The sequence below is a fragment of the Moraxella bovoculi genome, assembly GCF_000988745.2.
Classification (GTDB): domain Bacteria; phylum Pseudomonadota; class Gammaproteobacteria; order Pseudomonadales; family Moraxellaceae; genus Moraxella; species Moraxella bovoculi.
Genome location: NZ_CP011381.2, coordinates 41,877 through 55,732 on the forward strand (window position 1 = coordinate 41,877; position 13,856 = coordinate 55,732).

The 13,856-nt window shown below is 41.1% G+C and carries 10 protein-coding genes and 1 CRISPR repeat array; of the genes, 9 read left to right on the top strand and 1 reads right to left on the bottom strand.

Going from position 1 to position 13,856, the window contains the following annotated elements; genetic code table 11:
- Positions 1-105: 105 nt before the first annotated feature.
- On the bottom strand, positions 106-420 hold the full coding sequence (locus AAX10_RS00185) for an ArsR/SmtB family transcription factor (RefSeq protein ID WP_046697652.1): 315 nt from the start codon (positions 418-420) through the stop codon (positions 106-108).
- A 147-nt stretch (positions 421-567) separates the two neighbouring features.
- Between AAX10_RS00185 and AAX10_RS00190 the strand changes: the two genes are divergently transcribed.
- The 9 genes from AAX10_RS00190 (at position 568) to AAX10_RS00230 (ending at position 13,797) form a co-directional block, all read left to right on the top strand.
- Positions 568-1,470, top strand: coding sequence for a pseudouridine synthase (locus tag AAX10_RS00190; RefSeq protein ID WP_080946944.1), 903 nt, complete (start codon positions 568-570; stop codon positions 1,468-1,470).
- A gap of 115 nt (positions 1,471-1,585) precedes the next feature.
- Complete coding sequence (rraA, locus tag AAX10_RS00195) at positions 1,586-2,086, top strand: ribonuclease E activity regulator RraA (protein WP_046697653.1); 501 nt, start codon at positions 1,586-1,588, stop codon at positions 2,084-2,086.
- A gap of 276 nt (positions 2,087-2,362) precedes the next feature.
- On the top strand, positions 2,363-3,574 hold the full coding sequence (gene sstT, locus AAX10_RS00200; RefSeq protein ID WP_046699513.1) for a serine/threonine transporter SstT: 1,212 nt from the start codon (positions 2,363-2,365) through the stop codon (positions 3,572-3,574).
- 333 nt (positions 3,575-3,907) lie between these two features.
- Positions 3,908-7,990 (top strand): type V CRISPR-associated protein Cas12a/Cpf1, encoded by a 4,083-nt coding sequence (gene cas12a / locus AAX10_RS00205; RefSeq protein ID WP_080946945.1) that lies wholly within the window; start codon positions 3,908-3,910, stop codon positions 7,988-7,990.
- A gap of 46 nt (positions 7,991-8,036) precedes the next feature.
- Positions 8,037-8,591, top strand: coding sequence for a type V CRISPR-associated protein Cas4 (cas4, locus tag AAX10_RS00210; protein ID WP_080946946.1), 555 nt, complete (start codon positions 8,037-8,039; stop codon positions 8,589-8,591).
- 13 nt (positions 8,592-8,604) lie between these two features.
- Positions 8,605-9,633 (top strand): type V CRISPR-associated endonuclease Cas1, encoded by a 1,029-nt coding sequence (gene cas1, locus AAX10_RS00215; protein ID WP_080946947.1) that lies wholly within the window; start codon positions 8,605-8,607, stop codon positions 9,631-9,633.
- Positions 9,630-9,899 (top strand): CRISPR-associated endonuclease Cas2, encoded by a 270-nt coding sequence (cas2, locus tag AAX10_RS00220; protein WP_029104087.1) that lies wholly within the window; start codon positions 9,630-9,632, stop codon positions 9,897-9,899. Before cas1 ends, cas2 begins: the two co-directional genes overlap by 4 nt.
- A 181-nt stretch (positions 9,900-10,080) precedes the next feature.
- Positions 10,081-11,447: direct repeats of the CRISPR family, unit length 36 nt; unit sequence GTCTAACGACCTTTTAAATTTCTACTGTTTGTAGAT.
- A 148-nt stretch (positions 11,448-11,595) separates the two neighbouring features.
- On the top strand, positions 11,596-12,507 hold the full coding sequence (locus AAX10_RS00225) for a LysR family transcriptional regulator (RefSeq protein ID WP_036363671.1): 912 nt from the start codon (positions 11,596-11,598) through the stop codon (positions 12,505-12,507).
- Positions 12,508-12,600: 93 nt separating this feature from the next.
- Positions 12,601-13,797: an amino acid aminotransferase gene (locus tag AAX10_RS00230; RefSeq protein ID WP_046699514.1), complete on the top strand. Its 1,197-nt coding sequence runs from the start codon at positions 12,601-12,603 to the stop codon at positions 13,795-13,797.
- The last annotated feature ends 59 nt before the right edge of the window (positions 13,798-13,856 follow it).

Below are 13,856 nucleotides of genomic sequence, written 5' to 3' on the forward strand. Positions count from 1 at the left end.
TTATTTGTAAAATTTATAAATATCTATCAATATAGATATGAGCGATAAAGGTTTCTTTTCAAGGAAATATAAGCTTTGGGTAAATTTGGCTTAGCGATACTTTTGTTAATTTAGCTCATGTGTGATTTGGTGGATAAAATCACGCACGCCTTGAGCGCGATATCGATAGTAGGTCCATTTGCCTAGTCGTTTGCTCTCTATCAGTCCCGCATTCTGTAGATTGGCCAAATAGCTTGAGATGACCGACTGGGCCAGTCCTGACTTATCAGCGATCATGCCCACACAGATGCCGCCATCAAAACCTGTCTCAGCGCAGCGCAGTGCATCAGCACCGAAATGGGTCGCAGGGTCTTTTAACCACAATAGAATCTGGTAACGGCAGTCGTTGCCAAGCACCTTAAAAATCTCAGTTGATTTCATATATAAAATAACCAAATCTAAACTTACATATCATTATATCTGTAATTTTAGATATGTCAAGTTATTGGCATTAGATAAGTTCGAGACTAAGCAGACAATCATGCTACAATGCACATCCATCCTTAGCCATGACAATTAAACCCAGCCATGTCAGATTTTGTTCCGCCGATGATTGCTGGCGTATCACCAAGCACGATTTATCTTGAGAAATTGGTCAGTCCGCCTGTCGATTTATTTACTTTTTTATGCCAAAAATTCCCCCATGTGGGCATTTCGGAATGGCGCAGACGCTTTGATGATGGGTTGGTATTTTGGGAGGATGGCGAGACTACCACCATAGATGCGCCTTATTTACATGGGCGTTCGGTGTATTATTATCGATTTTTGGAGGATGAGGTTGTTGTGCCTTTTGCTCATGAGGTGCTTTATGAGAACGACAGATTCATGGTGGTGGACAAGCCGCATTTTTTGGCGGTGACGCCAGGCGGTGAGTACGTTCGTCAGACGCTGCTCACTCGGCTAAAGCAGCAGACCAATAATCCTGACCTCTCGCCCATTCATCGGTTGGATCGTGAGACGGCAGGGTTGATTCTGATCAGTAAAGATGTAAAGACTCGCGGTATCTATCAGTCGCTGTTCTCAGATAATGCCATTCATAAAATTTATCACGCCATCGCACCCTGCAATGCCGATATGACATTTCCTATGGATGTTCACTTACATCTAACGCGCGGCGAGCCATTTTATACGATGCGTGTCGATGTCAATACGCCACCGAACTCGCACACACTCGTTCATCAGCTGGAGACCCAAGGCGACTGGGCAAAGTATGAGCTGCACCCCACGACAGGCAAGCTGCATCAGCTACGAGTACATCTAAACCATCTGGGCATGCCCATCAAGAACGACCCCTATTATCCGCAGGTTAAGCACAAAGCGCGTGGCGAGTTCGATGCACCGCTACAGCTGCTCGCCAAATCGCTGTCATTTATCGATCCTGTCACGGGCGAGCAGATTGATTTTCATTCAAGGCGAAATCTTGATTTTTGATGGCGTGTGTCAGCTTTCGCGAATTGACAAATCAGGGCGAGAATGCTATTTTTGGTGAGATTATATCCGTTAAAGCCAATCGTTAGGCTTATCATCATTGAACAAGGAGTAAAAAATGAGCGAATTTGTAACCTGTGACCTGTTGGATGATAATGCGGATAAAGACATTCAGGTGGTCAGCCCAAGCATGGATGGGAAGTTTTTCCGTAGTTTTGGCGGCAAAAAAGCATTCGGCGGGCAGGCAGTTACGGTCAAGTGCTTCGAGGATAATTCACGTGTCAAAGAGCTACTTGCGACCGATGGTGCTGGCAAGGTGCTCGTCGTAGATGGTGGTGCCTCGATGCGCTGTGCGCTGCTTGGTGACATGATCGCTGAGAGCGCGGTCAAATATGGTTGGGCAGGCGTGATCGTCTATGGCTGTGTGCGTGATGTCGATGCGTTGACCGAGCTGGATTTGGGTGTGCATGCGCTCGGCTGCATTCCCCAAAAATCCACCCGCAAAGGCATCGGTGAGACAGGCGTGACGCTAAATTTTGGCGGGGTTAGCATCAAAGATGGCGCATACGTCTATGCTGATAATAATGGCATCTTGGTATCAGATACTGCTTTGATCTGAATGCAGCTGCTATATAAAAGCGTCCTTGGCGGGCGTTTTTTTGTGCTGATATGACTGTTGGTTTGGCTTAGGGCAACTATTTTACATGAATTGAATGCGAGAAATCGACTATAATTAATGCAGCTTTTATGGTCTTAAAACTTACTCAGATGTAAAGACTTTGTTTCCAATATTGCAAAAATGCTAGATTTATGGGCGATAAAAGTGGTATAGTAGAACAATTTTTAATTAAATTTTAAGCATTATCAATCATTATTTAACAATTTAGGAGTCTGTATGCGCTCGTTGGTGAATGCATACCTTAAAGCCGGATTGGTGCCGATGATCATCGCGGCGCTGATTTTAGGTGCGATTGTGGGCGCGCTGTTGCCGTCTGTAGGTATTTCTGTTGGTATTTTGGGTGCGATTTTTGTGGGCGCGCTAAAAGCGGTTGCCCCGATTTTGGTGTTTGTACTGGTGATTGCGGCGGTGACGTCTTATCGTGGCGGTGGCGATCTTCGTATCAAGCCAGTTTTTATTCTGTATCTATTTGGCACCTTTACCGCGGCACTGACGGCTGTGGTGGCGAGTTTTACTTTCCCAACGGAGCTTGTACTGGTGGCAGCAGAGAACATCGAACAGACACCGCCACAGGACCTAAAAGAAGTACTGACCACGCTGCTCATGAATCTGGTGGCGAACCCTGTTAAGTCATTGGCAGAAGCCAATTACATGGGCATCTTGACGTGGGCGGTGCTAATTGGTCTGGCGCTTCGCCATGTGAGTGAGACCACACGCCAAGTCGCAACAGACCTAAGTGCTGCCATCACCAACGTGGTGAAGTGGGTGATTGCCTTTGCACCGATTGGTATCTTTGGTCTGGTGGCGGCGACCGTCGCTGAAACTGGTCTGGATGCACTGCTGGGCTACGGTCATCTACTAATGGTATTGGTGGGCTGTATGCTGTTCATCGCGCTCGTGGCGAACCCTATTATCGTGCTTGCAATTACTCGTAAAAACCCATACCCACTGGTATTGGCCTGTCTGCGTGAGTCGGGCGTGACGGCGTTCTTTACGCGTTCATCAGCAGCCAACATTCCTGTCAACATGAACCTTGCGCGTAAGCTGGGTCTGAATGAAGAGACTTATTCGGTGACCATTCCGCTGGGCGCGACGATTAACATGGCGGGTGCGGCGATCACCATTAACGTGTTGACCCTGGCAGCGGCGCATACGTTGGGTCTGGATGTATCGTTCGGTTCGGCGTTATTGCTTGCCATCATTGGTAGCTTGGCAGCGTGTGGCGCATCAGGCGTGGCAGGCGGTTCATTGCTACTGATTCCGATGGCGTGTAGTTTGTTCAGCATTCCTAATGACATCGCCATGCAGGTGGTGGCGATCGGCTTCATCATCGGTGTCGTACAAGACTCGGCGGAGACCGCGCTAAACTCATCAACTGACGTGCTATTTACCGCAGCAGTCGATCCAAAATACGCCTACAAGGGCTAATATAAAAACCATCAAAAACCGATTTCTTAGGAAGTCGGTTTTTTATTGGCTGACGGTATTTGGTTGAATAATAAATACTTTGAAGTTCGATGTTATCTATTTGGTAGCTTCAATCAAATCATTGATATTTTTTAACTTTTTGCATATTCTCAATCTACAAACAGTAGAAATTAGTGGTGTCGTTAGACGGCTAAAATTATAACACAACACGTCATAAAATGATATTTTTATCATATAGTATATTCTCATAAAAAATATTGACAAGACAAATCGCCTTTCATAAGATACAACTGTACCAAAACAGCACCTAGCCACCACCAAACGGAGATTTTTATGTTGTTTCAAGACTTTACCCATTTATATCCCTTATCAAAAACCGTGCGTTTTGAATTAAAGCCCATTGGCAGGACATTAGAGCATATCCATGCCAAAAACTTTTTGAGCCAAGATGAGACCATGGCGGACATGTACCAAAAGGTGAAGGTGATACTCGACGATTATCATCGTGATTTTATCGCTGATATGATGGGCGAAGTTAAGCTAACTAAGCTGGCAGAATTTTATGATGTGTATTTAAAATTTAGAAAAAATCCCAAAGACGATGAATTGCAAAAACAGCTAAAGGACTTGCAAGCAGTTTTAAGAAAAGAGAGTGTGAAGCCCATCGGTAATGGCGGAAAATACAAGGCGGGTCATGACCGCTTGTTTGGGGCAAAGCTCTTTAAGGACGGCAAAGAGCTTGGTGATTTGGCAAAATTTGTCATCGCCCAAGAGGGTAAGTCATCGCCAAAGCTTGCTCACCTTGCCCATTTTGAGAAGTTTAGCACTTACTTTACTGGTTTTCATGATAACCGCAAAAACATGTACAGCGATGAGGATAAACACACCGCCATTGCCTATCGTCTGATACATGAAAACCTGCCACGTTTTATTGACAACCTACAAATACTGACAACCATCAAACAAAAGCACTCGGCGTTGTATGACCAGATTATAAATGAGCTGACTGCGAGTGGCTTGGATGTGTCGCTGGCAAGTCATCTGGACGGCTATCACAAGCTTTTAACCCAAGAGGGTATCACGGCTTATAATAGGATAATAGGTGAAGTGAATGGTTATACGAATAAGCACAATCAAATTTGCCACAAATCCGAACGTATCGCCAAATTACGCCCCCTACACAAACAAATCCTAAGCGACGGCATGGGTGTGTCATTTTTGCCAAGCAAATTTGCTGATGATAGCGAGATGTGTCAAGCGGTCAATGAATTTTACCGCCATTATACTGATGTTTTTGCCAAGGTGCAAAGCTTGTTTGATGGGTTTGATGACCATCAAAAGGACGGCATTTATGTTGAGCATAAAAATTTAAATGAACTATCCAAGCAGGCATTTGGTGATTTTGCCTTGTTGGGTCGGGTGCTGGACGGCTATTATGTGGATGTGGTGAATCCAGAGTTTAATGAGAGATTTGCCAAAGCCAAAACCGACAATGCCAAAGCAAAACTGACTAAAGAAAAAGACAAATTCATCAAAGGCGTGCATTCCTTGGCAAGCCTTGAGCAGGCGATAGAGCATCATACTGCTAGGCATGATGATGAGTCTGTGCAGGCGGGCAAACTTGGACAGTATTTCAAACACGGTCTGGCAGGCGTGGATAATCCAATCCAAAAAATACACAACAACCACAGCACCATTAAGGGTTTTTTGGAGCGTGAACGTCCAGCAGGCGAGCGAGCATTGCCCAAAATTAAGTCAGGCAAAAACCCTGAAATGACGCAGTTAAGACAGCTAAAAGAGCTGCTAGACAACGCCCTAAACGTGGCGCATTTTGCCAAGTTATTAACGACCAAAACCACGCTAGACAACCAAGACGGCAATTTTTATGGTGAGTTTGGGGTGTTGTATGATGAGCTTGCCAAGATTCCCACGCTTTATAACAAAGTGCGTGATTATCTGTCGCAAAAGCCATTTAGCACCGAAAAATATAAATTAAACTTTGGCAATCCGACATTATTAAACGGGTGGGATTTGAATAAAGAAAAAGATAATTTTGGGGTTATCTTACAAAAAGACGGCTGTTATTATTTGGCGTTATTAGATAAAGCTCATAAAAAAGTATTTGATAATGCTCCAAATACAGGCAAAAGTATTTATCAAAAAATGGTTTATAAGTATCTAGAGGTAAGAAAACAATTTCCCAAGGTGTTTTTTTCCAAAGAGGCTATTGCTATTAACTATCACCCTTCAAAAGAATTGGTGGAAATCAAGGATAAAGGCAGGCAACGTTCTGATGATGAAAGGTTAAAATTATATAGATTTATTCTTGAATGTTTAAAAATACATCCGAAATATGATAAAAAATTTGAGGGGGCTATTGGTGATATTCAGTTGTTTAAAAAGGATAAAAAAGGTAGAGAGGTTCCCATATCAGAGAAAGATTTGTTTGATAAGATAAATGGGATATTTAGTAGTAAACCAAAGTTAGAAATGGAAGATTTTTTTATTGGGGAATTCAAGCGATACAATCCAAGTCAGGATCTTGTAGATCAATATAATATCTATAAAAAAATAGATTCGAATGACAATAGGAAAAAAGAAAATTTTTATAATAACCACCCAAAATTCAAGAAAGACCTAGTGCGTTATTATTACGAATCTATGTGCAAGCACGAAGAGTGGGAAGAATCGTTTGAATTTTCTAAAAAATTGCAAGATATTGGTTGTTATGTTGATGTAAATGAATTATTTACAGAGATTGAAACTCGTAGACTGAATTATAAAATCAGTTTTTGTAATATCAACGCCGATTATATTGACGAGTTGGTTGAACAAGGTAAGTTGTATTTATTCCAGATTTATAATAAGGATTTTTCGCCCAAGGCTCACGGTAAGCCCAATTTGCATACTTTGTATTTTAAGGCGTTGTTTAGCGAAGATAACCTTGCCGATCCAATTTATAAATTAAATGGCGAGGCACAGATATTTTATCGTAAGGCGTCTTTGGATGTGAATGAAACCACCATTCATCGTGCAGGCGAGGTATTAGAAAATAAAAATCCTGATAATCCAAAAAAGCGTCAATTTGTCTATGACATCATCAAAGATAAACGCTATACCCAAGATAAGTTTATGCTACATGTGCCTATTACCATGAATTTTGGTGTGCAGGGCATGACGATTAAAGAATTTAATAAAAAAGTTAATCAAAGCATACAGCAATATGATGAGGTGAATGTCATAGGCATAGACCGTGGAGAGCGACATTTGCTATATCTGACCGTGATTAATAGCAAAGGTGAAATCTTAGAACAGCGTAGTCTCAATGACATCACTACCGCATCGGCAAATGGTACACAAATGACCACGCCTTATCATAAAATACTGGACAAGAGAGAAATAGAACGCCTAAATGCTCGTGTCGGTTGGGGTGAGATTGAGACCATAAAAGAGCTAAAATCGGGCTATCTAAGCCATGTGGTACATCAAATCAGCCAGCTTATGCTTAAATATAATGCCATTGTGGTGTTAGAGGATTTAAATTTTGGGTTTAAGCGTGGTCGCTTTAAGGTGGAAAAACAAATTTACCAAAACTTTGAAAACGCCTTAATCAAAAAGCTAAACCATTTGGTATTAAAAGATAAGGCAGATGATGAGATTGGCTCATACAAAAATGCCCTGCAATTGACCAATAATTTTACTGATCTAAAAAACATTGGCAAACAAACAGGCTTTTTATTCTATGTGCCTGCATGGAATACCAGTAAAATAGACCCTGAAACGGGCTTTGTGGATTTGTTAAAACCACGTTATGAAAATATCGCTCAGTCGCAAGCGTTTTTTGGTAAATTTGATAAGATTTGTTATAACGCAGATAAGGATTATTTTGAATTTCATATTGATTATGCCAAATTTACTGACAAAGCCAAAAACTCTCGCCAAACATGGACGATTTGCTCGCATGGCGATAAACGTTATGTGTATGACAAAACCGCCAATCAAAATAAAGGAGCGACCAAGGGTATTAATGTTAATGATGAATTAAAATCGCTATTTGCTCGTCATCACATCAATGACAAACAGCCAAATTTGGTCATGGACATTTGCCAAAATAACGACAAAGAATTTCATAAATCGCTGATGTATCTATTAAAGACATTGCTTGCATTACGATATAGTAACGCCAGTAGCGATGAAGATTTTATTTTATCGCCTGTGGCAAATGATGGGGGTGTGTTTTTTAATTCGGCATTGGCGGATGACACACAGCCACAAAATGCGGACGCCAATGGGGCATATCATATCGCATTAAAGGGCTTATGGCTATTAAATGAACTAAAAGACAGCGATGATTTGAATAAAGTCAAACTTGCCATTGATAATCAAACATGGCTAAACTTCGCTCAAAACCGCTAATCGCTAAAAGCTCAGTTTCGGCTGGGCTTTTTATTTGGGAGATGGCATGGAATATCATACATTAAACATCAGTCAATTAAATGATTTTATTTTTTGTCCCTATTCTATTTATCTACATAACGTCTATCAGACATTGGACGATGATACATATCATGATACGCCACAAGTCAAAGGCAAAATCGCTCATAAGGGCGTGGATAATGGCACATACAGCACCAAAAAGACCGTTATCACTGCCATGGCGGTGCATTCGGATAAATATGGCTTGACAGGTAAAATTGACCAATATTTTGCCGATAGCAAAAAACTCATCGAACGCAAACGCACGATTAAAACGATTTATGATGGTTATAAATTGCAGCTTTATGCCCAGTATTTTTGTTTGATAGAAATGGGGTTTGAAGTGGATTATTTGGGTTTTTATTCGATGACGGATAATAAAAGCCATGCTTTGGCTTTGCCTGATGATAAGATTATTGATTGGTTTGAAAATCATTTGTATAAGATACGCCATTATAATCCCATGACTGATGATATTTACATTAATGCCAATAAATGCACTCATTGTATTTATCAGCCTTTGTGTGATAAGACGGACTAAATAAGGACAATCTATGCTTAGCATTTCGGACATCAAAGAAAAACAGATGATATTATTAAATAACTTGGAGGGCGGCTATCATCTTTGTATCTCGCAAGGCAATATCATCATCAAAAACAAAGACAGCGATGAGACATTAACCAAAATCACCCGCCATAAAGCCATGGCTCTGATGATTATTGGGTATTGTACGCTGACCAATGTGTTGATTGAATTTTGTCAAAAATATGGCATTGCCTTGATTTTATTAAATTCAAGATTAAGACCGATTTTATTTGTCAGCTCTTTTGGTGAGGCAAATTATCTATTAAGACAAAGGCAATATGCCATTGGCGATAATCAAGCCTTGAATTTTGCCAAACATTTCATAGAACAAAAAGCCAATAATTCTATCACTTTATTAAAAGGCATTCGTAAAAAAGACGATGAATTACGCCAAATGATAGAGACATTGGCTGATTATCAAAGACAGATTGATCAAACCAAACGTTTGGATGAGTTAATGGGCATAGAGGGCAATATTGCCAAAAGTTATTTTAAATATCATTTTGGGCAATTAAAACATACCTCTTGGCAAGGCAGAAAACCACGCCTAAAAATAGACCCTGTTAATGTTGTTCTGGATATGGGCTATACGCTATTATTTAATTATATAGAGATAAATTTGAGATTATTTGGTTTTGATGTTTATAAAGGCATGCTTCATCAGCTTTGGTATAAAAGAAAATCTCTGGTATGTGATTTGGTTGAACCATTTCGCTGTATCGTGGATAAGCAGGTATTAACATCATTTAATCTTGGGCAATTTAAAACAGAGCATTTTAATCAAATAAAAATGCAATACCAACTAAAAACTGAACATCAAAGAATTTATAACGCCATTTTAATGCAGGCAATCATCGCCCATAAAGTGCCAATATTTGTTTATATCAGGGATTTTTATCGTGCCTATATGAAATATGCTGATAAAGATATGGCGTTTGATGAATTGGTTTTGATGTTGCCAAGCTTTGACATACAAGCAAATGGAGAAGATGTATGATAATCGTCAGTTATGATATCAGTGATAATAAAGTGCGTGGACGATTTGCCAAATTTTTAATGCAATATGGCGATAGATTGCAATATTCGGTGTATGAAATCCAAAACAGCGAACGCATTTTAAATATCATCACCGAAAAAATAAAAGCAGAATTTGAGCCTTTATTTACAGGGGCGGACAGTGTCATTATCTTTCGATTTACAGAACGTGAAGTATTAAGGTTTGGCCATGCCAAACATCGCAATGAGGATTTGTTGATTTTATAAAAAGTCTTGGAAAAAATGATGAGGTTTGTTATAATAAGAGAGCTAAAGCACGCTCAAATATTTACTTTGCAAACCTCAGTCTTAATGCGTGATTTATCATGTTTTGTCGGTAAAAATGATTATTTTTTGTGCAAAAAACTTGCTAATCTCTCAAAAAATCATTAAAAATACCCCAAAACGGGTCTAACGACCTTTTAAATTTCTACTGTTTGTAGATCCGTTAACGTCTATATCCAAAAAGCCCAGTCTAACGACCTTTTAAATTTCTACTGTTTGTAGATGGTAACACAGGTTACTTTCTCGGATGGTGTCTAACGACCTTTTAAATTTCTACTGTTTGTAGATCGTGTGTAAGCTTGATTGCTGCCGACGTGTCTAACGACCTTTTAAATTTCTACTGTTTGTAGATAATGAGCATTGAAAGTTTTTGCGCCACTTCGTCTAACGACCTTTTAAATTTCTACTGTTTGTAGATCCATTTTTAACTGTTATCAGACAAAAGTCTAACGACCTTTTAAATTTCTACTGTTTGTAGATTTATCGGTAAGTATGCTCTGCTCGTGTGTCTAACGACCTTTTAAATTTCTACTGTTTGTAGATCAGAAAAACGGAATTGCCAAGGATGGGTCTAACGACCTTTTAAATTTCTACTGTTTGTAGATTGATGTATGTTGGGGTTTTAAGCTCGCTCGTCTAACGACCTTTTAAATTTCTACTGTTTGTAGATGCATGAGCGATGGCATTTTCTTTGCTTGTCTAACGACCTTTTAAATTTCTACTGTTTGTAGATAATATTTATTTATCAGAATCGATGGTTCGTCTAACGACCTTTTAAATTTCTACTGTTTGTAGATGTAAGCCACGCCGTTGTCACAAAATCAGTCTAACGACCTTTTAAATTTCTACTGTTTGTAGATATGGCGATTGGGCGATACCAGCCAAGCGGTCTAACGACCTTTTAAATTTCTACTGTTTGTAGATATTGTCATTTTTTGGTGTTGCTCTAGGCGTCTAACGACCTTTTAAATTTCTACTGTTTGTAGATACGAAATAAGCGATGACGACGAGCTAAGTCTAACGACCTTTTAAATTTCTACTGTTTGTAGATAAACCTGTAAAATTTGTCCGATTTAGCGTCTAACGACCTTTTAAATTTCTACTGTTTGTAGATTGTAGTATGTCTGCTATTGGGTTGTACGTCTAACGACCTTTTAAATTTCTACTGTTTGTAGATATAGAGATTAAACCTACCCATGAAGATGTCTAACGACCTTTTAAATTTCTACTGTTTGTAGATAAGGGCTTTTTATGTATTGGCTCTTATGTCTAACGACCTTTTAAATTTCTACTGTTTGTAGATGAGATTAATGACATTACCGCCAAGAGTCTAACGACCTTTTAAATTTCTACTGTTTGTAGATAGGATTGTATTTGCTTAGCTTCTTAACTAGTCTAACGACCTTTTAAATTTCTACTGTTTGTAGATTGAGACCCCAATCAGTAACAAAAAATGTCTAACGACCTTTTAAGTTTCTACTGTTCTTCTAAGGTATGAGAATTTAAATGGCTGCGAAGATCAAAAGGCATTATTTCATTAAAATCCCAAAATCACAGATTTATTTTTCTAAAACACTTGTATCTTACGAATTATGATTTATAATATTAACTTATACATATATTACTAGGATTTATAATCGTGAGTACTACGCTGCGCCAGTTGCGCGCTTTTGTGTTGGTAGCTGAGCAGAACAGCTTCACAAAGGCCGCTGAGACATTATGCCTGACGCAATCCGCCTTAAGCGGTCTGATCAAGGAGCTTGAGCAGAATTTAGACGTTAAGCTGTTCGACCGCACCACACGAAAATTGCACCTATCCGATGCGGGCATGCGCTTATTGCCGCAGGCGCGCCGTGTGCTCAATGAGATGTCCGTGCTTAATGAAAAGGTCTCCAACCTAAAGTCCTTGCACCAAGGACACATTCGTCTGGCGGTCTCACAGCAGCTATCCGCATCGACGATGCCTAAGTTCATCGCTAAGTTCTGTGAGCTGCATCCGCACATTCAGGTCACGCTAACTGACTGCTCTGTGGATGATGTGGTGGAGCACATTGAGAATCTCGAGGCGGATTTGGGTGTGGCGCCTGAGCGTGTGCATTCTGATGACCTAAAGACCGATACACTATTTCGTTCACCGTTTTATCTAGTACTACCTAGCACGCACCCCTTCGCCAAAAAAGACGTGGTGCGCTGGGCGGATCTGTTGAACGAACGCCTGATTACCCTGAACGGACCTTTTATTAAGTCTTTGCAAAATGAGCTGCCTGCGAACATCTCGAACCGTATTTTCCACCCTGATTTTGAGATTAATTTCTTATCGACTGCGCTTGGCATGGTGCGCATGGGTCTGGGCGTGACGGTGTGTCTGCTGTATGCGGCAGAATGGGTAGAGCAGAACGGCTTGGTCATGCGCCCGATCGCAGAGCCTGTGGTGGAGCGTAATTTTTTACTTTACACCCACAAGAATCGTTCGCTGTCGCCTGCTGCGGTGGCATTTAAAGAATTTTTGATTGAGAATGCGCACGAATTTTTGGTGAGCAACCCAAAATAGATCGCATTTGATATATTTATCTGCACAAGGTGCGGATTTTCGGCTATACTGTCTTTGTTTTTAACGGCCTTTACTAACCTAAGGAAAATTGCCATGTTTAATCATGTTGAACACTATGCGGGCGACCCGATTTTAGGGTTGATGGATAAATTTGCGAACGACCCACGCACCGACATTAAGGTGAACTTGGGTGTGGGCGTGTACTACACCGAGGATGGCAAATTGCCTGTGCTTGAGTGTGTAAAAATGGCCGAAGCTCAGATCGCCAACCCACCACGACCACGTGGTTACCTGCCGATGGATGGTTTGGCCGGCTACAAAAAAGCATGCCAAGATCTATTGTTCGGCAAAGACAGCCAAATCGTCAAAGATGGACGTGTCGCCACCATCGCAACTTTAGGCGGCTCTGGTGCATTAAAAGTGGGTGCAGACTTCATTCATGAATGGTTCCCAAATGCCAAATGCTACGTGTCAAACCCAACATGGGCGAACCACATCAGTATCTTTGAAGGTGCTGGCATCGAAGTGGCAAAATACCCATATTATGATGCCCAGACGATCGGTGTAAAATTCGATGAAATGTGCGAATTCTTCAAAGGTCTGAACGAAAATGACGTGGTGCTACTGCACCCATGCTGCCACAACCCAACCGGTGTGGATCTGACCAATGATCAATGGGATGTGGTACTTGATATTGTCAAAGACAAAAAACTCATCGCGTTCATGGACATCGCCTATCAAGGCTTTGGCGAAGGCATGGAAGGCGACGTGTACGCCATCCGCCGCGCTGTGGACATGGGCTTGCCGATCTTTGTATCAAACTCATTCTCAAAAAACCTATCGCTATACGGTGAGCGCGTTGGTGGTCTGTCGGTGGTTGCACCATCAAAAGAAGAAGCCGACCGCGTACAAGGTCAATTAAAATTCACCGTACGCCGCATCTATTCAAGCCCACCATCACACGGCAACAATGTCGTGGACATCGTGATGAACGATGAAGCGCTGTTCGAGCAGTGGGTTGGCGAAGTGTATGAGATGCGTGACCGTATCCGTGAAATGCGCCAAAAACTACAAGACACTCTAACCGCCAAGCTGCCAGAGCGTGACTTTAGCTACTTTACCAAGCAACGCGGCATGTTCAGCTTCACCGGTCTGACCGCTGAGCAAGTCGTACGTCTACGTGATGAATTCGCGGTGTACATGGTTGAAAATGGCCGCATGTGTATCGCTGGCCTGAACAACAAGAACGTTGAATATGTTGCCAATGCAATGGCGGAAGTTCTAAAATAAGTCTAAATTAGCTCAACAAAAAGCCGCTTATGATTAAGCGGCTTTTTATCGCTCATCGT

What these genes read in the sequence shown, in the direction of transcription:
- AAX10_RS00185 (WP_046697652.1), bottom strand. Translation starts at nt 420, where the DNA reads ATGAAATCAACTGAGATTTTTAAGGTGCTTGGCAACGACTGCCGTTAC.
- AAX10_RS00190 (WP_080946944.1), top strand. Translation starts at nt 568, where the DNA reads ATGTCAGATTTTGTTCCGCCGATGATTGCTGGCGTATCACCAAGCACG.
- rraA (WP_046697653.1), top strand. Translation starts at nt 1,586, where the DNA reads ATGAGCGAATTTGTAACCTGTGACCTGTTGGATGATAATGCGGATAAA.
- sstT (WP_046699513.1), top strand. Translation starts at nt 2,363, where the DNA reads ATGCGCTCGTTGGTGAATGCATACCTTAAAGCCGGATTGGTGCCGATG.
- cas12a (WP_080946945.1), top strand. Translation starts at nt 3,908, where the DNA reads ATGTTGTTTCAAGACTTTACCCATTTATATCCCTTATCAAAAACCGTG.
- cas4 (WP_080946946.1), top strand. Translation starts at nt 8,037, where the DNA reads ATGGAATATCATACATTAAACATCAGTCAATTAAATGATTTTATTTTT.
- cas1 (WP_080946947.1), top strand. Translation starts at nt 8,605, where the DNA reads ATGCTTAGCATTTCGGACATCAAAGAAAAACAGATGATATTATTAAAT.
- cas2 (WP_029104087.1), top strand. Translation starts at nt 9,630, where the DNA reads ATGATAATCGTCAGTTATGATATCAGTGATAATAAAGTGCGTGGACGA.
- AAX10_RS00230 (WP_046699514.1), top strand. Translation starts at nt 12,601, where the DNA reads ATGTTTAATCATGTTGAACACTATGCGGGCGACCCGATTTTAGGGTTG.